Origin of the sequence: Streptomyces sp. 2131.1 (assembly GCF_900105515.1) — a bacterium.
In the GTDB taxonomy this organism is placed as follows: domain Bacteria; phylum Actinomycetota; class Actinomycetes; order Streptomycetales; family Streptomycetaceae; genus Streptomyces; species Streptomyces drozdowiczii.
The window spans coordinates 1,325,335-1,346,036 of sequence record NZ_FNSY01000001.1; the positions used below are offsets into that span (position 1 = coordinate 1,325,335).

At 73.2% G+C, this 20,702-nt stretch carries 18 protein-coding genes; 6 read left to right on the top strand and 12 right to left on the bottom strand.

Going from position 1 to position 20,702, the window contains the following annotated elements; all coding sequences use genetic code 11:
• Window positions 1-280: 280 nt before the first annotated feature.
• Together glgX and treY are read left to right on the top strand one after the other, a co-directional pair.
• Window positions 281-2,455: a glycogen debranching protein GlgX gene (gene glgX, locus BLW14_RS05920; RefSeq protein ID WP_093705053.1), complete on the top strand. Its 2,175-nt coding sequence runs from the start codon at window positions 281-283 to the stop codon at window positions 2,453-2,455.
• Window positions 2,456-2,545: 90 nt separating this feature from the next.
• Window positions 2,546-4,912, top strand: coding sequence for a malto-oligosyltrehalose synthase (gene treY, locus BLW14_RS05925; RefSeq protein ID WP_093705055.1), 2,367 nt, complete (start codon window positions 2,546-2,548; stop codon window positions 4,910-4,912).
• 3 nt (window positions 4,913-4,915) lie between these two features.
• Here treY and BLW14_RS05930 read toward each other — a convergent pair whose 3' ends face one another.
• Window positions 4,916-5,935 (bottom strand): cytochrome P450, encoded by a 1,020-nt coding sequence (locus tag BLW14_RS05930; protein WP_093705057.1) that lies wholly within the window; start codon window positions 5,933-5,935, stop codon window positions 4,916-4,918.
• 49 nt (window positions 5,936-5,984) lie between these two features.
• Window positions 5,985-6,935, bottom strand: a complete 951-nt coding sequence (locus BLW14_RS05935; RefSeq protein ID WP_093705059.1) for a LysR family transcriptional regulator — start codon at window positions 6,933-6,935, stop codon at window positions 5,985-5,987.
• An 88-nt stretch (window positions 6,936-7,023) separates the two neighbouring features.
• On the opposite strand from BLW14_RS05935, the gene lpdA reads away from it, so the two are divergent.
• On the top strand, window positions 7,024-8,445 hold the full coding sequence (lpdA, locus tag BLW14_RS05940) for a dihydrolipoyl dehydrogenase (RefSeq protein ID WP_093705061.1): 1,422 nt from the start codon (window positions 7,024-7,026) through the stop codon (window positions 8,443-8,445).
• A gap of 9 nt (window positions 8,446-8,454) precedes the next feature.
• Here the strand turns inward: lpdA and BLW14_RS05945 are convergent, their stop codons facing one another.
• Complete coding sequence (locus tag BLW14_RS05945) at window positions 8,455-9,021, bottom strand: DUF1707 and FHA domain-containing protein (RefSeq protein ID WP_093705063.1); 567 nt, start codon at window positions 9,019-9,021, stop codon at window positions 8,455-8,457.
• A gap of 197 nt (window positions 9,022-9,218) precedes the next feature.
• Between BLW14_RS05945 and BLW14_RS05950 the strand changes: the two genes are divergently transcribed.
• Window positions 9,219-10,175 (top strand): GNAT family N-acetyltransferase, encoded by a 957-nt coding sequence (locus tag BLW14_RS05950; protein WP_093705065.1) that lies wholly within the window; start codon window positions 9,219-9,221, stop codon window positions 10,173-10,175.
• A gap of 7 nt (window positions 10,176-10,182) precedes the next feature.
• On the opposite strand, the gene BLW14_RS05955 is transcribed toward BLW14_RS05950, so the two are convergent.
• Complete coding sequence (locus tag BLW14_RS05955; protein ID WP_093705067.1) at window positions 10,183-11,538, bottom strand: GH1 family beta-glucosidase; 1,356 nt, start codon at window positions 11,536-11,538, stop codon at window positions 10,183-10,185.
• Between the two features lie 175 nt (window positions 11,539-11,713).
• On the opposite strand from BLW14_RS05955, the gene treZ reads away from it, so the two are divergent.
• Complete coding sequence (treZ, locus tag BLW14_RS05960; RefSeq protein ID WP_093705069.1) at window positions 11,714-13,474, top strand: malto-oligosyltrehalose trehalohydrolase; 1,761 nt, start codon at window positions 11,714-11,716, stop codon at window positions 13,472-13,474.
• Window positions 13,475-13,488: 14 nt separating this feature from the next.
• Here the strand turns inward: treZ and BLW14_RS05965 are convergent, their stop codons facing one another.
• Together BLW14_RS05965 and BLW14_RS05970 are read right to left on the bottom strand one after the other, a co-directional pair.
• Window positions 13,489-14,619, bottom strand: a complete 1,131-nt coding sequence (locus BLW14_RS05965; protein ID WP_093705071.1) for an aminopeptidase P family protein — start codon at window positions 14,617-14,619, stop codon at window positions 13,489-13,491.
• Between the two features lie 68 nt (window positions 14,620-14,687).
• Complete coding sequence (locus BLW14_RS05970; RefSeq protein ID WP_093705073.1) at window positions 14,688-15,314, bottom strand: nucleoside/nucleotide kinase family protein; 627 nt, start codon at window positions 15,312-15,314, stop codon at window positions 14,688-14,690.
• Between the two features lie 63 nt (window positions 15,315-15,377).
• On the opposite strand from BLW14_RS05970, the gene BLW14_RS05975 reads away from it, so the two are divergent.
• Complete coding sequence (locus BLW14_RS05975) at window positions 15,378-15,764, top strand: VOC family protein (protein ID WP_093705074.1); 387 nt, start codon at window positions 15,378-15,380, stop codon at window positions 15,762-15,764.
• On the opposite strand, the gene BLW14_RS05980 is transcribed toward BLW14_RS05975, so the two are convergent.
• From BLW14_RS05980 to tdh, 6 genes are all read right to left on the bottom strand, one after another.
• Window positions 15,698-16,117, bottom strand: a complete 420-nt coding sequence (locus BLW14_RS05980) for a FliH/SctL family protein (protein ID WP_256332692.1) — start codon at window positions 16,115-16,117, stop codon at window positions 15,698-15,700. The two genes, BLW14_RS05975 and BLW14_RS05980, sit on opposite strands and share 67 nt — an antisense overlap.
• 106 nt (window positions 16,118-16,223) lie before the next feature.
• Complete coding sequence (locus tag BLW14_RS05985) at window positions 16,224-16,682, bottom strand: hypothetical protein (RefSeq protein ID WP_093705076.1); 459 nt, start codon at window positions 16,680-16,682, stop codon at window positions 16,224-16,226.
• A 316-nt stretch (window positions 16,683-16,998) separates the two neighbouring features.
• The gene (locus BLW14_RS35700; protein WP_371128051.1) at window positions 16,999-17,223 is read right to left on the bottom strand and encodes a hypothetical protein; all 225 of its coding nucleotides are present in this window, start codon (window positions 17,221-17,223) and stop codon (window positions 16,999-17,001) included.
• Between the two features lie 31 nt (window positions 17,224-17,254).
• Complete coding sequence (locus BLW14_RS05995; protein ID WP_093705078.1) at window positions 17,255-18,154, bottom strand: LysR family transcriptional regulator; 900 nt, start codon at window positions 18,152-18,154, stop codon at window positions 17,255-17,257.
• A 65-nt stretch (window positions 18,155-18,219) separates the two neighbouring features.
• Window positions 18,220-19,413 carry a glycine C-acetyltransferase gene (locus tag BLW14_RS06000; protein WP_093705080.1) on the bottom strand — a complete coding sequence of 398 codons (1,194 nt, stop codon included), beginning with the start codon at window positions 19,411-19,413 and terminating at the stop codon, window positions 18,220-18,222.
• Window positions 19,414-19,440: 27 nt separating this feature from the next.
• Window positions 19,441-20,469 carry an L-threonine 3-dehydrogenase gene (gene tdh, locus BLW14_RS06005; RefSeq protein WP_093705082.1) on the bottom strand — a complete coding sequence of 343 codons (1,029 nt, stop codon included), beginning with the start codon at window positions 20,467-20,469 and terminating at the stop codon, window positions 19,441-19,443.
• Window positions 20,470-20,702 lie beyond the last annotated feature (233 nt).

Here is a 20,702-nt window from a genome sequence, read left to right on the forward strand (position 1 = left end):
CTACCAACTCCCCATGGAATCAGACCTGTTCCGGTCGCCGGGTTCGACTGGAGTGAGCTGATTCATAGTGATTAAACACCCCAGCGAGGACCGTGAACCGGACAGCCGTGGACAGGATGCGATCAGAGGCCGGTTCCGGGCGACACGGAGAGGCACGAGGTTGACCGACCGGCCGACGTCCTAGGTAAGGGGGGCTCTTTCGGGGAAGATCTGGGCCGGGGCCCCCAGGCGGTCCCGTAGTTCCCCAGGCGACCGCGGCAGAACTGGAAGAGTCGAATCCATGCAGGTGTGGCCGGGACAGGCGTACCCGCTCGGTGCCACGTACGACGGCGCCGGGACCAACTTCGCGGTCTTCTCGGAGGCCGCCCACCGAATCGAGTTGTGCCTGCTGCACGACGACGGTTCCGAGACGGCGGTGGAGCTGAGAGAGACCGACGCGTTCGTCCGGCACGCGTATCTGCCCGGAGTGATGCCCGGTCAGCGCTACGGGTTCCGGGTGCACGGCCCGTACGAACCCGAGCGGGGCATCCGGTGCAACTCCGCCAAGCTGCTCCTCGACCCGTACGCGCGCGCGGTGTCCGGGCAGATCAAGTGGGGCGAGGAGGTCTACGGCTACCCCTTCGGGAAGCCGGACGCGCGCAACGACATGGACTCCGCCCCGCACACCATGACCTCGGTCGTGGTGAACCCGTACTTCGACTGGGGCGACGACCGGCGCCCCCGTACGGACTACCACCGCACGGTGATCTACGAGGCCCATGTGAAGGGCCTGACGATGCTCCATCCGGGGCTGCCCAAGGAGCTGCGCGGCACGTACGCCGGGCTGGCGCATCCGGAGATCATCGCCCATCTGACGGAGCTGGGCGTCACGGCGATCGAATTGATGCCGGTGCACCAGTTCGTGCAGGACCACCGGCTGGCGGACGCGGGGCTCGCCAACTACTGGGGCTACAACACGATCGGGTTCTTCGCCCCGCACAATGCCTACGCCTCCTGGGGCGACCGGGGCGAACAGGTCCTGGAGTTCAAGCAGGCCGTGCGCGCCCTGCACCAGGCGGGCATCGAGGTGATCCTCGACGTGGTCTACAACCACACCGCCGAGGGCAACCACCTGGGGCCCACGCTGTCCTTCCGGGGGCTGGACAACGCCTCGTACTACCGGCTGACCGACGACCAGCGCTACTACATGGACACCACGGGCACCGGGAACTCCCTGCTCATGCGGTCGCCGCACGTGCTCCAGATGATCATGGACTCGTTGCGGTACTGGGTGACCGAGATGCATGTGGACGGCTTCCGCTTCGACCTGGCGGCCACACTGGCCCGCCAGTTCCACGAGGTGGACCGGCTGTCGTCGTTCTTCGACCTGGTACAGCAGGACCCCGTGGTGAGCCAGGTGAAGCTGATCGCCGAACCGTGGGACGTGGGCGAGGGCGGCTACCAGGTGGGGAACTTCCCGCCGCTGTGGACCGAGTGGAACGGCAAGTACCGGGACACGGTCCGCGACCTGTGGCGGGGCGAGCCGCGGACCCTCGCGGAGTTCGCCGGACGGCTGACCGGTTCGTCGGACCTGTACCAGGACGACGGGCGGCGCCCGCTGGCGTCGATCAACTTCACCACCTGCCACGACGGCTTCACCCTGCACGACCTGGTCTCGTACAACGACAAGCACAACGACGCCAACGGCGAGGGCAACCGGGACGGCGAGAGCCACAACCGGTCCTGGAACTGCGGCGCCGAGGGCGAGACCGACGCCCCCGAGGTGCTGGAGCTGCGCGAGCGTCAGATGCGCAACTTCATCGCCACGCTGATGCTGTCGCAGGGCGTGCCCATGCTCAGCCACGGCGACGAGTTCGGCCGCACCCAGCAGGGCAACAACAACGCCTACTGCCAGGACAACGAGCTGTCGTGGGTGCACTGGCCCGAACCCGCCGCCGCGCTGGGCGCCGACGGCGAGGACGAGGAGGAGGACGAGGAGCCGGACGACGAGGCGGCGGGCATGAGCCTGCTGGAGTTCACCCGGGCGATGGTGTGGCTGCGCCGCGACCACCCGGTCTTCCGCCGCCGCCGCTTCTTCCACGGCCGCCCGGTGGAGGGCACGCACGACGATCTCTCCGACATCGCCTGGTTCACCCCCGAGGGCCAGGAGATGACCCAGCGGGACTGGCAGGCCGCCCACGCCAAGGCCCTGACGGTGTTCCTGAACGGGCACGCCATCTCGGAGCCGGGCCCGCGCGGGGAGCGGATCTCCGACGACTCGTTCCTGCTGATGTTCAACGCGAGCGCCGACGCGCTGGAGTTCGCGGTGCCCGTCAACCACGGCCGGCAGTGGCACGCCGTGGTGGACACCGCCCGCCCCGCCGGGGTGCTGACAGGCGCCGGACCCAAGGTGGCCGCGGGCGAACGGGTGACGCTCGTGGGGCGCAGCATGGTGGTGCTGCAACGGCCCGCCTGACCGGGATGCGGCGCCGCCCGCGTCACCCCGTCGTGCCCTTGTGCCCGGCGGGGTGACACAGGCGGGCCGGATGTGGGTACGAAGGTCTCCATGACGCCTACCGCCACGTACCGGCTGCAGCTCCAGCCCGAGTTCCCGTTCCGGGCCGCCGAGGACGCCGTTCCGTATCTCGCCTCGCTCGGCGTCTCCCATCTGCATCTGTCACCGGTCCTGGAGGCCGTGCCCGGCTCCCGGCACGGTTACGACGTCACCGACCACGGCCGCGTCCGGGCCGAGCTGGGCGGCGAGGAGGGGCTGCGGCGCCTCGCGCACACGGCGCGCGAGCACGGGCTCGGCCTGGTCCTGGACATCGTGCCCAACCACATGGCGGCCGACCCCCGCCACAACCACGCCCTGCGCGAGGTGCTGCGCGAGGGCCCGGAGTCCCCGTACGCCCGCTGGTTCGACATCGACTGGGCGGCCGGCGACGGCCGGATGCTGCTGCCGGTGCTGGGCGGCCGGATCGGCGACGAGATGGACGGGATGCGGATCGACGGCGAGGTGCTGCGCTACGGCGAGCAGGAGTTCCCGCTCCGGGCCGGCACCGCCCACCTCCCGCTGCCGGAGCTGCTGGACGCCCAGCACTACCGGCTCGGCTGGTGGCGGCTGGCCCGCACCGAGCTGAACTACCGCCGGTTCTTCACCATCTCGGACCTGATCGGGGTACGGGTGGAGGACCCGGAGGTCTTCGCCGCCACCCACGGCAAGATCCTCGAACTGGTCCGGGACGGCGTCGTGGACGGCCTGCGCATCGACCACCCGGACGGGCTCGCCGACCCGGCCGGCTACCTGTCGCGGCTCTCCGAGGAGAGCGGCGGGGTGTGGACGGTGGTGGAGAAGATCCTCACCGGCTCCGAGCAGCTGCCGGCCGGCTGGGCCGTCGCCGGGACCACGGGATACGACGCGCTGTACCGGATCGACGGCCTCTTCACCGACCCCCGGGGCGCCGCCGAGCTGCTGGGCCACTACCGCGAGGCCGCGTCCCCCGCCGGCGACCGGGGCGGCTACTGGACGGCGACCGTGCGCCGGGCCGCGTACCGCGTCGTCACCCATGAACTGGCGGCGGAGACCGAGCTGCTGACCCGCCTCGCGTCCCGGATCTGCGCCGGGGACCCCGCGCTGCGCGACCACGCCCCCTGGGCGCTGCGCACCGCCGTGCGCGAGCTGCTGGTCCGCGTCCCGGTCTACCGCCCGTACGTGACGGCGGGCGGCCCCTGCTCCGAGGCGGCCGGGGCGACGCTCGACGCGACGACGGTGAGCGACGCCAAGGCGGTCTTCGCCGTACGGGAGGAGGCCTCGGCCGTCGACGTGGTGCGGGACCTGGCGCTGGGGCGGCTCGGTGCCGGCGGGGACCGGGCGGCGTTCTGCGCCCGGTTCGCGCAGACGTCGTCCGCGCTGCGGGCGAAGGCGGTCGAGGACACCGCGTACTACCGCTATCTGCCGCTCATCTCGGCCAACGAGGTGGGCGGCGACCCGGGGCACCCGGCCGTCGAGCCGGAGGACTTCCACGCCTTCTGCACCCGGCTCGCCCGCGACTGGCCCGCCACCGGGACGGCCCTGACGACGCATGACACGAAGCGCAGCGCCGACGTGCGGGCGGGCATCGCGGTGCTGTCGCAGTGCCCGGGGCGGTGGGCCGGGCTGGTCGCGGGGCTCGACCGGTCCGCCCAGGTGGCGCCCGATCCGCAGCTGGCCTGGCAGGCGTGGCAGACGGCGGTGGGCTGCGCGGGGATTCCGGCGGACGAGCGGGCGGCGCGGCTCGAGCCGGCGCTGCTGAAGGCGGTGCGCGAGTCGGGCCTGTTCACGAGCTGGACGGAGCCCGACCCGGTGTACGAGCGGATGGCGTCGGACTTCATCGCCGCCGGGCCCGCCGCGGACACCGGGCCGGTGCGGTCCCTCGTGGAGGAGTTCGCCGCCCCGCTCGCCACCCATGTGCGGGCGCAGTCGCTGGGGGCGGCGCTGGTGCACCTGACGATGCCCGGAGTGCCGGACCTCTACCAGGGCACCGAGCGCACGTACCTGGCGCTGGTCGACCCGGACAACCGGCGACCCTTCGAGGAGCCGTCGCCGGACGCGCCCGCCGACGAGAAGGCGGAGCTGACCGCGGCGGCGCTGCGGCTGCGGCGGGAGCGGCCCGCGGTGTTCGGCGAGTCGGGGACGTACGCCCCGCTGCGCGCATCGGGCCCGGCGGCGGCGCACTGTGTGGCGTTCTGCCGGTCCGGGGAGGTCGTCACGGCGGTGACCCGGCTGTCACTGCGGCTCGCGGAGTCCGGCGGCTGGCGCGGGACGCGGCTGGCCCTGCCGGACGACGGGGTGTGGCGTGACCTCCTCGCGCCGGGCCGCGAGTTCACGGGCGGCACGGCCGAGGTGGCGGACCTGTTCGCGGACCGGCCGGTGGCGCTCCTGGTACGGGGGTGAGGCTCAGCCCGGCCGGACGAGGAGGGAGCGCGGTCCCCGGGTCAGCAGGCCCGTGGCGGCCGGGCGGAACCCCTCCTCCCAGCGGATGCGGGGCATCGCGTCGAGCAGGGCGCGCAGCCCCCGTTCGGCCTCCAGCCGGCTGAGCGCCACGGCCGGGCAGCCCTGCGGGCCGGTCAGGGCGCGGTCCTGGTCGGTGCGGAACGGGTCGAACGCGTCCGGGGCGGCGAACCGCTGCGGGTCCCGGGCGGCGGCCCCGACCAGGCACGCGACGTGCGCCCGGGCGGGCAGCGTGCCGCCGCTGAGGGTGACCTCGGCGACCGTGCGGCGCAGGACGACCTGAACCGGCGGGTCGCGGCGCAGCGACTCCGTCCAGGCCCGCCCGGTGAGCGCGGGTTCGACGCGCAGGGCGGCCAGCAGGTCGGGGTCGTCCAGCAGGTTGGCGAGGAGCGAGGCGAGCGCGGTGCGGCGCAGGGCGGTGTCCCGGAGGCAGGGGCCGTCCGCGCCGGCGGGGGCGACCGGTCCGTCCTCGCCGACCGGGTCCGCGCCGGACGCGGCGGGCAGCCAGCGGCAGAACTCCTCGACGAGCTCGGCGCGGGGGCGGGGGGCGATGCGCCGGGCCAGGACGTAGGCGGTTCGTTCCACTCGCTCGGCGAGCCCGGCGGGGACGGTGCCGGTCACCACGGTGTAGCGGTCGGTGGGCAGGCAGCGCGGGCTGCCGTGGCACAGGCCGAGCGGCGCGGGGCCGCCCCTCGGCGCCCCGTCGTGCGGGAAGCCGGTGAACCGGGGGTCGGTGAGGGCGGCGGTGACGTCGTCGTACCGGCTGACCAGCCAGGCGCCGAGGGGCGCGTCGTAGGTGAGCGGGTACTGCTCGCGCAGCATCCGGTAGAACCGGTACGGGTCCCGGGCCGCGCCGCGTGCCAGGAGGCTCGGGCCGGTGCCGGCCCGGCGGGGGCGGGTGGCGAGGGCGCGGGGTTCGGGCGATGTGGTCGGGGCCGGTATGTCGCGGGGCGCGTCGGACTGCATGGCGTTCCCCCGGGTCGCGTCGGTGCGCCGGTGCGCGGCGCGGTCCCCCTCAGGGCATCACCTGAACGGGCCCGTCGCCTTCGGCGCGCGGCCGTCCGGGTGACACCGGGGGCGCCTCGGCGCCGCGCCGGACGTCGGCGAGCAGGTCGGTGAACGCGGCGGCCGCGCCGGTCAGCGCGACGCGGGAGAAGACGGCGAGCTCGCGCCGCCAGGGCGGGTCCACGGTGAGCAGGGCGCAGTCCTCGCCGACCGCTCCCCGTACGACGTGGGCGGGGGCGGTGGCGATGCCGGCCCCGGCCGCCGCCATCCGTACCGCGGTCGAGGTGTGCTCGGTGCGCACCGCCGTACGGGGGCTGAAACCGGCCCGGGCGCAGGCGCGGTCGAGGAACGGGACGCCGTCCACGAGCGGTTCCATGGCGCAGCGAACCCAGAAGCGGTCGGCGAGCTCCTGGAGGCGGACCGAGGCGCGTCCGGCGAGCGGGTCGTCGAAGGGGACGACGATGACGACGTCCTCCGTACCGACGGGCACGACCGGGCCGCTCCAGCCGGTGGGCGGCGGGCCGACGGCGAGGTCGGCGGTGCCGCGTTCGATCCGGTCCTCCAGGGCCTCGGTGGTGGCGTACTCGTGGAGGACGAGACCGACCCCTGGGTGGGCGGCGCGCCAGCGGGCGAAGACGTCGGGGAGGACGCCGACGGCGATGGCGTGGACGGTGGCGATGTGCAGTTCGCCGCCCTGGGCCCCGGCGGCGGCGCGCGCGGCGCGGCGGGCCTGGGCGGCGCTGCGGACGGAGCGTTCGGCGTGGGGCAGGAAGGCGCGGCCCATCGCGGTGAGGCGCACGCCGCGCGGCAGCCGTTCGAGGAGGGGCCCGCCGACGGCCCGTTCCAGGGCCTTGATCTGGTGGGAGAGCGCCGGCTGGGTTACGTGGAGCCGTTCGGCGGCCCGGGTGAAGGAGGACTCCTCGGCCACCGTGACGAAGTACTCCATCTGCCGCAGGCTCATCGTGTCCCCCTGTCATGAGCTACGTGCATGGAAGCCACACAAACATTGCCTTGGACTCATGGCAAGGACCGGGCGGAGGCTGGGAGCCATGACACAGGAGCAGCGGGTGGGGGAAGCGGATGTCGTCGTCATCGGCGGCGGGACCGGGGGTTACTCGACGGCGCTGCGGGCGGCCGGGCTCGGGCTGAGCGTGGTCCTCGCGGAGCGCGACAAGGTGGGCGGGACGTGTCTGCACCGGGGCTGCATCCCCAGCAAGGCGATGCTGCACGCGGCCGAACTCGTCGACGGCATCGCGGAGGCCCGTGAGCGGTGGGGGGCGAAGGCGGTCCTGGAGTCGGTGGACTGGCCGGCCCTGGTGGCCACCCGCGACGACATCGTGTCCCGCAACCATCGAGGGGCGCAGGCGCACTTGGCGCACGCGAGGGTGGAAGTGGTGGCGGGCAGTGCCGAGTTGACCGGGCCGCGCACCGTGCGCGTCGAGGGGTACGGGGAGGTGGCCGCCCGGCGCGGGATCGTGCTGGCGACGGGGTCGCGGCCCCGGATGCTGCCGGGCCTGGCCGCGGACGGGCGGCGGGTGGTGACCAGTGACGACGCGCTGTTCGCACCCGGTCTGCCGGACTCGGTGCTGGTGCTGGGCGGCGGGGCGATCGGGGTGGAGTACGCCTCGCTGCACCGGTCGATGGGGGCGCGGGTGACCCTGGTGGAGGCGGCGGACCGGCTGGTGCCGCTGGAGGACGCGGACGTCTCGCGCCATCTGACCCGGGGGCTGAAGAAGCGCGGCATCGACGTGCGGGCGGGCACCCGGCTGCTGGACGCGGTGGTGCTCGACGACGGGGTCCGGGCGACGCTGCGCACCCCGCGCGGGGAGACCCGGACGGTGGAGGCGCGACGGCTGCTGGTGGCGGTGGGCCGGGTACCGGTGACGGACGGGCTCGGGCTCGCCGCGGCCGGACTGGCCACCGACGAGCGGGGGTTCGTGGCGCCGGCGGACTGGTCGCGGCTGGAGACCCTGGTGCCGGGCGTCCACGTGGTGGGCGATCTGCTGCCGCCGCCGTCCCTCGGGCTGGCGCACGCCTCTTTCGCGGAGGGGCTGTTGGTGGCGGAGACCCTGGCGGGGCGGCGATCCGCGCCGGTGGACTACGACGCGGTGCCCCGGGTCACGTACTCGGCGCCGCAGACGGCCGCGGTGGGGCTCTCCGAGGGCGCCGCGCGCGACGCGGGCCACGACGTGGTGGTCAACACCCTGCCGCTGACCGCCGTCGCGAAGGGCATGGTGCACGGGCAGGGCGGCATGGTGAAGGTGGTCGCCGAGCGGGACGGGCGGGTGCTCGGGGTGCATCTGGTCGGGCCGCACGTCTCGGAGATGATCGCCGAGTCCCAGCTGATCGTCGGCTGGGACGCGGAGCCCTTCGACGTGGCCCAGCACATCCACCCGCACCCGACGCTCTCCGAGGCGGTCGGCGAGGCGTTCCTCACCATGGCGGGCCGGGGGCTCCACCAGCAGGCGTGACCGGACGCGTCAGGCGGGCGGCCGGAGCGCGGGGGCGGACAGCCGGAACATCATGCGGCCGAAGCTCACCTGGTCCCCCTCGCGCACCGGGACAGTGCCGGTGACGCGCTGCCCGTTGACGCAGGTGCCGTTGGTCGAGCCGAGGTCGCGCAGCAGCCAGCTGCCGCCGTGCGCGGTCAGCTCCGCGTGCATCCGGGAGACGGTCTCATGGGTGAGGCGCAGGCCGTTGCCCGGGTCGCGGCCGATGAGCAGGGGCTGCGGGCTCGGGGACGGCAGCAGCAGCTTGGGCAGCCGCTCCGCCCGCCACGCCCGGCGCACCCGCTCGGGGAAGCCGGAGACCCCTCCGACGACGCGCAACAGCCCCCGGGACCAGCGGCCTTCGCGCTCCAGATCCTTGGTGAGGGCTTCCAGCTCGTCGGGGCGGCTGGTCGTCAGTGCCACCTCCATGCGCTGCATGAAGGTGTCCTGGGAGAGCCTGCCCTGCGCCGCGCCCTCCCTGAGCACACCGAGAACACGGTCGCGCTGCGCGTCGGACAGGCGCGCGGTGGGCGTGTGGAACTCGAACGGGGACGTCACGGGCCAATTGTCGGTCCGACCGCCCCGAAGTGTCCAGAACAACCCCGCTTTCCGCCCCTCCTGACCTGCGCGGGACCTGCGCGCGGCCCGCTCCGGACCGCTGCGGATATCCAGGGGCGGCGGTTCCGGAACGTTGCTAGTGTCTGCCGCTGCCGCCCGGCGACCGCCCTGGCGTACCCGTACAACCTGGGAGTTCAGTGCCCGACGCACAGCTCGATCTGTCCATCCGTCCGCTCACCGGTCCCGAGGAGCTGAAGCTCTTCCTCGAACTGCCGTATGTCCTCGACCACGAACTGGCGGACGACCTGGCCGCCGGCCGCCGCCGCCCGGAGTGGATGTGGGTGGCGCTGCGCGGCGAGCGGGTGGTGGCGCGGATCGCGTGGTGGAGCAGGGACGGCGAGGCGCCGCTGCTGCTCGACTTCTTCGACCTCGACGACACCCTGCCCCCCGCCGAGCGCGAGGAGGCCGGGGTGCGGCTCGTCGAGACGGCCACGGCCGCCGTCGTACCGGCCGGATCGCCGCGCCCCGAGTACGGGCGGTTCGTGCCGGCCGACTGGCGAGATGACCCGCCCGTCCGCGAGGCCGTCGAGGCTCGCGTCCGGGTCATGGAGCGGACCGGCGCCCGGATGCTGGTGGAGCGGCTGCGCCTTGAGTGGCGCGCGGGTACGCCGGTGCCCGCCGCCAGCGGCCGGCTGCGGTTCCGGCCGGTCGACGGGCGCGAGGACCTGCTGGCGCTGATGACGCCGGTGATGGAGGGCACCCTCGACGCCCACGGGCAGCAGGACCTGGCGTCCGGCCTTTCGCCGCGCGAGGCCGCCGAGAAGCACTACGACGAGGAGTTCGCCGGGTACGCGACGCCCCGGGAGTGGTGGCGGGTGGCCGAGCTCCCGGACGGTGAGCCCGTCGGCTTCGTGATCCCGGCCCGCAACAGCTACAACCCGATCATCGCGTACATCGGCGTGCTGCCCGCCCACCGCGGCCACGGCTACATCGACGACATCCTCACCGAGGGCACCCGGGTGCTGGCCGGGCAGGAGGACGTGGCGCGCGTCCGGGCCTCGACGGACCTCGGCAACGTACCGATGGCGAAGGCCTTCGCGCGGCTGGGCTACATCAACTTCGAGCGCTCCTTCGACATGGTGTGGGACGGCTGACGCTCCATCAGCCACGGCCTGCGCGCTGCGCCTTGATGAAGTCCCGGTACCAGGCGTAGGAGGCCTTCGGGGTGCGGCGCAGGGTCTCGTAGTCGATGTGGACGAGGCCGAAGCGCTTGCTGGCCCCCTCGGTCCACTCGATGTTGTCGGTGAGCGACCAGGTGAAGTAGCCGCGTACGTCGACACCGGCGTCGACCGCCTCCCGCAGCGCCCTCAGGTGCCCGTCGAGGAAGGCGATCCGCCGGGTGTCATCGGCGGGCTCGTCGACCGCGCAGCCGTTCTCCGTGATGTAGACGGGCGGGAGCCGGTCCCCGTACCGCTCCCGCAGCTGTACGAGGGTCTCGCGCAGGCCGTCCGGGACGACGGGCCAGCCGAAGTCTGTCTTCTCGTAGCCCTCGATCTCCCGGATGCCGAACGGCAGGCCCTCGGGCATGCCGAATCCGGCGAAGCTGTCGAGGGCCTCCGCTGCGGGTGCGCCGACGCGGGTCGGGTTGTAGTAGTTGACGCCGTACCAGTCGAGCGGCGCGGAGATCGTCCGCAGGTCGTCCTCGACGGGGCCCGGCATCAGGGCAGCGAAGTTCTCGTCCGGATAGCGGCCGGTGAGCAGCGGGTCCGCGAAGAGCCGGTTGGTGAGGGTGTCGTACAGCTCGGCGGCGAAGCGGTCGTCGTCGGACTCCCCCGCCGCCCAGACCGGTGAGTGCGACACCGCTATGCCGATGTTGCCGGCGCCCGCCGCGCGCAGCGCGCGTACGGCCAGGCCGTGGGCGAGGAGCTGGTGGTGGGCGGCGGGCAGCGCGTCGAACAGGAGGGTGCGGCCGGGGGCGTGCTCGCCGAGCGCGTAGCCCAGGAGGGTGACTTCGGCGGGCTCATTGACGGTGATCCACATGGGGACGCGGTCGGCGAGGCGTTCGGCGACGATGCCCGCGTACTCGGCGAAGCGGTAGGCGGTGTCCCGGTTGAGCCAGCCGCCTGCCTCGTCCAGCTGGAGCGGGGTGTCCCAGTGGTAAAGGGTGGGCGCGGGCGTGATGCCGTGGGCGCGGAGTTCGTCGACGAGCCGGTCGTAGAAGTCGAGCCCCTGCGGGTTGACCGGTCCGCTGCCGCCGGGGACGACGCGCGGCCAGCTCACCGAGAACCGGAAGGCGTCGGCGCCGAGTCCGGCGAGCAGTGCGACGTCCTCCCGGTAGTGCCGGTGGAAGCCGGTGCCCCTGCTGGTGTCGGTGCCGTCCTTGATGCGTCCGGGCCGCGCGGCGAAGGCGTCCCAGCCGGAGGGGCCCTTGCCGTCCGTGTCGGCGGCGCCCTCGGTCTGGAAGGCGGAGGCGGAGGCTCCCCAGAGGAATCCGGGCGGGAAGAGCGGCACGGTCATCTCGGCCTCCACAGCCGTAAGAGGGAGTGCGTAGGACAGAACCCGACAGGGCAGTGATCAGTTCCAGACCCTAATCGCCGATGTCGGACTCGATCCAGAGTGTCATCGGCCGAAGATCGCATCGTGTGCCGACCATGGGCCGGGGTGAACGGCCCCGGGAGCGAGGGAGCGCCGCATGTTGTTCGAGGTATGGGCACCGGACGCGGGATCGGCCGTGCTGCGGCTGAGGGACGAGTCCCTGCCGATGGACACCGATCCGGACCGGCCCGGCTGGTGGACCGCCGAGGCGGAGGCCGTGGACGGCGACCGGTACGGCTTCGCCCTCGACGGCGGTCCCGTGCGCCCCGACCCCCGCTCGCGGCGCCAGCCGGACGGCCCCGACGGCGAGTCGGCGGTCGTCGACCACGGCGCCTACACCTGGCGCTCGGGATGGGCGGGGCGGGATCTCCCCGGCGCGGTCCTGTACGAGCTGCACGTCGGCACGTTCACCGCCGAGGGCACCTTCGACGCGGCGGCGGCCCGCCTCGGCCACCTGGAGGAGCTGGGCATCACCCACGTCTCGCTGATGCCGGTGTGCCCGTTCCCCGGGGTGCACGGCTGGGGGTACGAGGGGGTGTCGCTGTGGGCCGTCCACGAGCCGTACGGCGGACCCGAGGGACTTAAGCGCTTTGTCGACACAGCGCACGGTCTGGGGCTCGCCGTCGTCCTGGACGTGGTCCACAACCACCTGGGCCCGTCCGGCAACTACCTCCCCGCGTTCGGCCCGTACTTCACGGAGACCCACCACACCCCGTGGGGCGCGGCGGTCAATCTGGACGCGCCGGGCTCCGACGAGGTGCGGGCGTTCCTGCTGGGCAGCGCGCTCGCCTGGCTGCGGGACTACCACCTCGACGGGCTGCGGCTCGACGCGGTGCACGCGCTGGCCGACACCCGGGCGCTGACGTTCCTGGAGGAGCTGTCCGCCGCGGCCGACGCGCTCTCGGCCGAGGTGGGGCGCCCGCTGCCGCTGATCGCCGAGTCCGACCTGTGCGACCCGCGGACGACGGCACCGCGCGCGGAGGGCGGGCTCGGGCTGCACGCCCAGTGGAACGACGACTTCCACCACTGTCTGCACACCGCGCTGACCGGTGAGGACCAGGGCTACTACGCGGACTTCGCGGCCGCCCCGCTGGGCGGCCTCGCCAAGACGATGACGAGCGCCTTCTTCCACAACGGCACGTACTCCAGCTTCCGGGGACGTACGCACGGCCGTCCCGTCGACGTCACCCGCAGCGCCGCCCACCGCTTCGTCGGCTACGCCCAGACCCACGACCAGATCGGCAACCGGGCGCTCGGCGACCGGCTCGCCGCCTCCCTCTCCCCCGGCCTGGTGGCCTGCGCGGCGGCGCTCGTGCTGACCGGCCCCTTCACGCCGATGCTGTTCATGGGCGAGGAGTGGGGTGCCCGTACCCCGTGGCAGTTCTTCACCGACCACACCGACCCGGAGCTGGCGGAGGCCGTACGCACGGGCAGGCGGCGGGAGTTCGGGGCGCACGGCTGGGCCGAGGAGGACATCCCGGACCCGCAGGACCCCGCCACCCGGGCCCGCTCCTGCCTGGACTGGGACGAGCTCCACCGCGAGCCGCACGCCCGGCTGTACGCCTGGTACCGCGAGCTGATCGCCCTGCGCCGCACCCTGCCGGACCTGCGCGACCCGGACCTGGCGAGCGTGCGGGCCGCGTACGACGAAGGGGCGCGCTGGATCGCGGTGCGCCGGGGGGACCTGCGGATCGCGGTCAACCTCGACGAGAAGCCGGCCGCGATCCCGCTGGGCAACGGGCGGCACCGGGGCGGGCCCGGGCGGGTGCTGGCCGCGTGGCTTCCGGTGGACCCGCCGGGCCCGGACGGGACGCTGCACCTGCCGCCGGAGTCCTGCGTGGTGCTGGCCGACGACTGACGGCCCGCGCCCGGCTACTCCACGACGGCGAGTTCGCGGGCGGTGGCGTTGAGCCGGCGCCCGCCGTCCTCGGTGACGGTCACGATGTCCTCGATGCGGACGCCGAAGCGGCCCGGCAGATAGATGCCGGGCTCCACCGAGAAGCACATGCCGGGCACCAGCGGCTGCTCCTCGCCCTCGATCATGTACGGCGGCTCGTGGGTGGTGACGCCGATGCCGTGGCCGGTGCGGTGGATGAAGCGGTCGCCGTAGCCGAACTCGGTGATGACGGCGCGGGCAGCCCGGTCCACCTCCTGGCAGGAGACGCCGGGGCGCACCGCCGCGCACCCCGCCTGCTGCGCCTCGCGCACGATGTCGTGGACCCGCTGCTCCTCGGCGGTGGGCTCGCCGACGTGGACGGTACGGGAGGTGTCGGAGCCGTAGCCGTGCTTGAGGCCGCCGAAGTCGAGGACGACCATGTCGCCGCGCTCGATGGTGCGCTCCCCCGCCTCGTGGTGCGGGTTGGCGCCGTTGGGGCCGGAGCCGACGACGGTGAAGTCCACCTGGGAGTGCCCGTGCTCGGTGAGCAGCCGGGCCAGGTCGGCGGCGACCTCGGTCTCCCTGCGGCCGGAGAAGCGGACCTTGAGGATCTCCTCGTACGTGGCGTCGGCGGCGGCCCCGGCGGCGGCGATCCGCGCCAGCTCATGGGCGTCCTTCACCGCGCGCAGCATCGGCAGCGCGTGGGTGAGCGAGGCGTAGGAGGTGTCGGGCAGCCGCTGCTGCAGGCCGAGCAGATGCATGGCCCAGGCGTTGTCGCTGATCCCGAACCGGCCCCGGGCGTCGAGCAGCGGGGCGGTGACGTCGTACGGGTCCTTGCCGTCCGTCCAGTCCCGCAGGGTCATGGCGGGGGCGCCGACGGCCTTCGCCGCGTCCGGGGCCTCCAGCGTCGGGACGACCAGCACGGGGTCCTGGCCCGCCGCGAGGACGAGGAGCGTGAGGCGTTCGGTGTCGGCGGGCGGCGCGTAGCCCGTCAGGTAGACCATGTCGGGCCCCGGCGCGACCAGCACCCCGGCGAGCCCGGCCGCGGCGGCGGTCTCGGCGGCCCGTGCCATCCGGGCCCGGTAGTCGTCGGCGGTGAACGGCGCGGGCTGGCTGGTGCTGGACATGCGGGTCCTCCTGACGGCGCGGAACGGCCCTCCCATCCTGCCTCTTCCGGCCGTGCGCACGCGAGCGGTCAGCTTCCCCCGTCCGGCCGGACGACGAGGTCGGCGCGGTCCCGGAAGGCGGCGACGAGCCGGGCGTTCGCCTCGTCGGACCGGGCGACCCAGCGCTCGGCGTCGGCCCGCCGCTTCCCGTACCGCACATGCCGCTCGACGAGCCGGGGCACGCGGACCGCGTCGTCCGGCTCCAGGTACCACGCCTCGTCGAGCAGCCCGCGCACCGGCGCCCAGGGCCCTTCCCCGTACAGCAGGTAGTTGCCCTCGGTGACGACGAGCGGGACCTCCGGCGGTACGGGGACGGCTCCGGCGACCGGCTCCTCCAGGGACCTGTCGAAGGCGGGGGCGTAGACGACGGTGCCGGGCTCGGGGGCGCGCAGGCGCCGGAGCAGGGCCACGTACCCGGCGGCGTCGAAGGTGTCGGGCGCGCCCTTGCGGCCGGCCCGGCCGAGCCGTTCGAGTTCGGCCTGCGCGAGGTGGAAGCCGTCCATGGGCACGAGCACGGCGAGCGGACCGAGCGCGTCGGTGATCCTCCCGGCCAGGGTGGACTTCCCGGCGCCGGGCGGCCCGGCGATACCGAGGACGCGGCGTCCGCCGGTCCGGGCGAGGCGGCGCGCGCGGGCGGTGAGGTCGCTGATGTCCATGCCGGATAGTGTCCCGCCCGGGGGCCCGGTCCCCCGCCGCCCTGCCGCACCGCGAGGAGTCCCATGCCCCACATCGCCCTGGTCACCCTGGTCGTCCGCGACTACGACGAGGCCCTCTCCTTCTACACCGGCGCCCTCGGCTTCGAACTGGTCGAGGACACCGACCGGGGCGACGGCTCGCGCTGGGTGGTGGTGCGGCCCCGGGGCACCGAGGGCACGGGGCTGCTGCTGGCCCGCGCCAAGGACGAGGCCCAGGCGGCGAGCGTCGGCGCGCAGACCGGCGGCCGGGTCGGCTTCTTCCTGCACACCGAGGACTTCGAGTCCGACCACGCCCGGATGACGGCGGCCGGGGTGCGCTTCCTGGAGGAGCCGCGCCACGAGGTCTACGGCTCGGTCGCGGTCTTCGAGGACCTGTACGGCAACCGCTGGGACCTGCTCCAGCCGGCGTGACGCGGCGGGGCGGGGCCGGGGCGGGGCCCGGTCGTGCGGCCCGCGCCCCGGGGTCGGCCGCCCGTGCCGGGCAGGCTCGTGAAGCCCACCACCGGGCCGTCGACCGTCTCGGCGGCCCGGACGTCGAAGGCCCGGCCCGGAAAGGCGTCCCCGAGGGACAGGCGCCAGGCGCGGGCGATCTCCCGGGCGAGGTCCAGGGCGTTCGACCGGGACGCGGGATCGTCGTCGAAGTCGACGTACAGCCACAGCCGGAACTGATTGAGGGTCGCCTCGATGGAAGCGGTGTCCCCCTTCAGCTCGTCGTACCAGAGCTGGAGTTCCCGGGCTCGTACGAACGGTCCCAGAGCACGCATCCCCGCACCTCGACGAACCGGGGCAGGAACACGCGCGAGAGGGCGATCCACTCGGCCGGGCCTGCGGACCGGGAGAGGAGGTCCAGATAGTCGGGTTCGCCGCCCCTCACTCCGCACCACCCCACACGGCCTCGAAATCCTGGCAGTGAACGGTGATCGACGCATCCGTCAGGGCGATCTCGTGCAGGCAGCCGCCCTCCCGGGGAAGGATTTCGTCGAGCAGCACGGTATCGGCCTGCATCCAGTCGATCGACTGGCCGTAGTCGATCGAGAAGTGCGATACGCCCGAGTATCGAATGCGAAGACCGGATTTGTGTTTCCACTGGTTGGCGGCGAAATCGATGACGACGATACCGCGCTTGTCCGTCGGCACGGAGATCTCCGCCAGCTCCAGGTCCTTCACGCAACGACTGCTGCGCATACGGTAGTGCTCCGCGTCGGACGCATGGGCCCAGGCGCCAGGAGGCAACGCGTGCCGCATTTTCGGAAGCTCGGCAAGATAGGAGCTCGGGTCCAGATCGAACCCGTGCATCTCGTCGTCCCACTCCGCTTTGACGAACTCCATGAACAGATTTACCTTTCCGGCAGCGGCCCGGGAAATGGAACGGCGAGCCCTATTTCTTCGTCGAGGTAATCCGAGCCAGCGTTTGCCACCTCAGGCCGTGGCCTCGCCACAAGGAACAATCAGCTGGCCTCGTCCTCGATGCTCACTTGTCACCCTGGTCGTGGCCGCCGGCCGGCTTCGCCTTCTTGAACATCCCGGAGATCAGCTCGTCGTTGTCCACGTGCCCGTCCGACATGTCGGCCATCGCCTCGTGGATGCTGACCAGGCCGAGGACGAGGGAGCCCGCCGCCTTCTCGATGAGCGTCTGCTGGGGACTTCAGGCGTCGCCGAACTGCTTGCCCTGCTCGTCGTCGCCCCACGGCTTGCCCAGCCCGTCCAGGGTGGTGAGCGCCTTGCTCAGGTTCTGGCCCTGTGTGTGGAAGACCGGCGCCGTCGCCTTGATGTCCGCCGTCTGTCGAGGACCTTGCCGCTGTCCTTGCCGTCGCCCATGCGCTGGTCTCCCCCGGTCACGCGTAGTGCGCAGCCACCCTACCGAGGACATCGCATACACCTGTTCGGTTCCCGCCACGGCCTCAGCCCGCCGCGCCCGCCAGCGCGTCCAGGACCGGTGCGATCAGCGGGTGGGCCTCGGCGCCCTGGCGTACGGCGGCGAAGACGCGGCGGGTGGGGGCGGTCCCCCGCACCGGGCGGACCACCACGCCGGTCAGGGACATGCCGCGCAGGGCGGTGCGCGGGACCAGGGCGACGCCCGCGTCCGCGCCGGCGAGTGCGACCACCGCGTGGAAGTCGTCCGAGGAGTGTTCGAGGTTCGGGGCGAAACCGGCGTACTCGCAGGCCAGGACCACCACGTCGTGGCAGGGGTTGCCCGGGTACGGCCCGATCCAGGCGTCCTTGGCCAGTTCGCCGACGGCCACCTGCTCCTGGCCGGCCAGCCGGTGGCCCACCGGGAGCACCGCGTCGAACGGTTCCGAGTAGAGGGGGACGCGGGTGAGGCGGCGGTCGTCCTCGCCGGGGGCGCCCCGGTACTCGACGGCGACGGCGACGTCGACCTGGCGGTCCAGGACCATCGGGACGCTGGCGTCGCCCTCGGCGTCCTGGACGCGGACCTTGATGCCGGGGGCGGTCCGGCTCAGCGCGGCGATGGCGGGGGCGACGACGAGCCCGATGCCGGTGGCGAACGCGGCGACCGTGACCGTACCGGCCTCGCCCGAGCCGTACGCGGCCAGCTCGGCCTCCGCCCGCTCCAGCTGGGCCAGGACCGCGTTGGTGTGGGTGAGCAGGATCTCGCCGGCCGGGGTGAGGCGGGCGCCCCGGGAGCCGCGTTCGACGAGGCGGTGGCCGGTCTCCTGCTCCAGGGCCGCGAGCTGCTGGGAGACGGCGGAAGGGGTCAGGTACAGGGCGGCGGCCGCGGCGGTCACCGTGCCGTGGTCCGCCACGGCACGCAGGACGCGCAGCCGCCGTGCATCGATCATGTGACCCATTGTCCCAGGTCGCGGGGGCGCCCTGACCGCCCCCGCGACCGATCCGGGACCGGGGACTAGCCCTCCAGCTCGGCGCGCGCCGCGACGAACGCGTCCACCGCACGGTTCACGTCGTCCGTGGAGTGCGCCGCAGAGAGCTGGACGCGGATGCGGGCCGCGCCCTGGGGGACGACCGGGTACGAGAACCCGATCACGTACACACCGCGCTCCAGGAGCAGCTCCGCCATCCGGCCTGCCTTCGCCGCGTCCCCGATCATGACGGGGGCGATGGCGTGGTCGCCGGGCAGGATGTCGAAGCCCTCCGCGGCCATCCGGGTACGGAAGAGCGCGGTGTTGGCGTTGAGCCGCTCGCGCAGGTCGCCGGCGGACTCCAGGAGATCGATGACCTTGAGGGAGGCGGCGGCGATGACCGGGGCGAGCGAGTTGGAGAAGAGGTACGGGCGCGAGCGCTGGCGCAGCAGGGCGACGATCTCGGCGCGGGCCGCGACGTAGCCGCCGGACGCGCCGCCGAGCGCCTTGCCGAGGGTGCCGGTGATGATATCGACGCGGTCCATGACGCCGTGCAGCTCGGGCGTGCCGCGGCCGCCGGCGCCGACGAAGCCGACGGCGTGCGAGTCGTCGACCATGACCATGGCGTCGTAGCGCTCGGCGAGGTCGCAGATCTCGCGCAGGGGCGCCACGTAGCCGTCCATGGAGAAGACGCCGTCGGTGACGATCAGGCGGCGCCGGGCCCCGGACGCCTCCTTGAGCTGTGTCTCCAGGTCGGCCATGTCGCGGTTGGCGTAGCGGAAGCGCTTGGCCTTGGACAGGCGGATGCCGTCGATGATCGAGGCGTGGTTGAGGGCGTCGGAGATGACCGCGTCCTCGGCGCCGAGGATCGTCTCGAACACGCCGCCGTTGGCGTCGAAGCAGGAGGAGTAGAGGATCGTGTCCTCCTGGCCCAGGAACGAGGAGAGCCGCTGCTCCAGCTCCTTGTGGACCTCCTGGGTGCCGCAGATGAAGCGGACCGAGGCCATGCCGTAGCCCCAGCGGTCCAGCGCCTCGTGCGCGGCGGCGATCACGTCGGGGTGGTCGGCGAGGCCCAGGTAGTTGTTGGCGCAGAAGTTGAGCACCTCGCCGGGGCGGCCCCCGGCGGTGACGGCCACGGTCGCGGACTGCGGGGTGCCGATGACGCGCTCGGGCTTGTGCAGCCCGGCGGCCTCGATCTCTTCGAGGGTGGTGCGCAGGTCGTCGCGTACGGAGTCGAACATGCCGGATTCCTTAAAGAGGTGAGGAGGTCAGACGGTCCAGTCGAGGATGACCTTGCCGCCGCGCCCGCTCGCCGCGTCGTCGAAGGCCGCCTCGAAGTCGCGGTAGCCGTACCGGCCGGTGATGACGGGGGCGAGGTCGAGGCCGCCCTCCAGCAGGACGGACATGGCGTACCAGGTCTCGTACATCTCGCGGCCGTAGATGCCCTTGATCGTGATCATCGAGGTGACGATCCGGGCCCAGTCGACGGCGAACTCCTCGGAGGGCAGTCCGAGCATCGCGATCCGGCCGCCGTGCGTCATGTTCGCGATCATGTCGCGCATCGCCTCGGGGCGGCCGGACATCTCCAGGCCGATGTCGAAGCCCTCGCGCAGGCCCAGCTCCTTCTGGCCGTCGGCGATGGTCTGCTCCCCGACGTCGAGCGCCAGGCTGACGCCGACCTTGCGGGCCAGCTCCAGGCGGGCCTCGCTGACGTCGGTGATGACCACGTTGCGGGCGCCGGCGTGCTTCGCGACGGCGGCGGCCATGATGCCGATCGGGCCGGCGCCGGTGATCAGGACGTCCTCGCCGACCAGCGGGAACGACAGCGCGGTGTGCACGGCGTTGCCGAACGGGTCGAAGATCGCGGCGACGTCGAGGTCGACGGGAACCCGGTGCACCCAGACGTTGGAGGCGGGCAGCGCGACGTACTCGGCGAAGGCCCCGTCGCGGCCGACGCCGAGGCCCAGCGTGGAGCGGCAGAGGTGGCGGCGGCCGGCCAGGCAGTTGCGGCACTTGCCGCACACGAGGTGGCCCTCGCCGCTGACCAGGTCGCCGACGGCGATGTCGACGACGTCGGCCCCGGTCGCGGCGACCTCGCCGACGAACTCGTGGCCGAGGACGAGCGGGGTGCTGATGGCCTGCTGAGCCCAGCCGTCGTAGTTGCGGATGTGCAGGTCGGTCCCGCAGATGCCGGTGCGCAGGACCTTGATCAGTACGTCGCCGGGGCCGGTCTCGGGCTCGGGGACGTCCATCAGCCAGAGTCCGGGCTCGGCCTTCTGCTTCACGAGTGCCTTCACGGCTGCGGCTCCCTGTACCTGGTGCGGAGTTGAGCTCCCCGGGCCGGGGGCACGCCGAAGGAAGCCTGCGGCCCGGGGAAGGATGAGAGGGACGGCATGGCAGCGCGCTCGCACCGGCTGCCGCGCACCATCCTCCGCCGTCACGGAGAAATCTGCCGTACCCCGCGCCCCAGGTCCATCGAGGTTTTCTTAAGCCGGGCCGCAGCTCCGCTTCACGCGGTGGGCCGGGCGCC

Coding starts and splice junctions, on each gene's coding strand:
- BLW14_RS05985 (WP_093705076.1), bottom strand. CDS start 16,682: ATGGAGTTCGTCAAAGCGGAGTGGGACGACGAGATGCACGGGTTCGAT.
- BLW14_RS05970 (WP_093705073.1), bottom strand. CDS start 15,314: ATGGACATCAGCGACCTCACCGCCCGCGCGCGCCGCCTCGCCCGGACC.
- BLW14_RS05965 (WP_093705071.1), bottom strand. CDS start 14,619: ATGTCCAGCACCAGCCAGCCCGCGCCGTTCACCGCCGACGACTACCGG.
- BLW14_RS05975 (WP_093705074.1), top strand. CDS start 15,378: ATGCCCCACATCGCCCTGGTCACCCTGGTCGTCCGCGACTACGACGAG.
- BLW14_RS05930 (WP_093705057.1), bottom strand. CDS start 5,935: ATGCAGTCCGACGCGCCCCGCGACATACCGGCCCCGACCACATCGCCC.
- BLW14_RS05995 (WP_093705078.1), bottom strand. CDS start 18,154: ATGATCGATGCACGGCGGCTGCGCGTCCTGCGTGCCGTGGCGGACCAC.
- BLW14_RS05980 (WP_256332692.1), bottom strand. CDS start 16,117: ATGCGTGCTCTGGGACCGTTCGTACGAGCCCGGGAACTCCAGCTCTGG.
- treY (WP_093705055.1), top strand. CDS start 2,546: ATGACGCCTACCGCCACGTACCGGCTGCAGCTCCAGCCCGAGTTCCCG.
- lpdA (WP_093705061.1), top strand. CDS start 7,024: ATGACACAGGAGCAGCGGGTGGGGGAAGCGGATGTCGTCGTCATCGGC.
- BLW14_RS06000 (WP_093705080.1), bottom strand. CDS start 19,413: ATGTTCGACTCCGTACGCGACGACCTGCGCACCACCCTCGAAGAGATC.
- treZ (WP_093705069.1), top strand. CDS start 11,714: ATGTTGTTCGAGGTATGGGCACCGGACGCGGGATCGGCCGTGCTGCGG.
- glgX (WP_093705053.1), top strand. CDS start 281: ATGCAGGTGTGGCCGGGACAGGCGTACCCGCTCGGTGCCACGTACGAC.
- BLW14_RS05955 (WP_093705067.1), bottom strand. CDS start 11,538: ATGACCGTGCCGCTCTTCCCGCCCGGATTCCTCTGGGGAGCCTCCGCC.
- BLW14_RS35700 (WP_371128051.1), bottom strand. CDS start 17,223: ATGTCCTCGGTAGGGTGGCTGCGCACTACGCGTGACCGGGGGAGACCA.
- BLW14_RS05935 (WP_093705059.1), bottom strand. CDS start 6,935: ATGAGCCTGCGGCAGATGGAGTACTTCGTCACGGTGGCCGAGGAGTCC.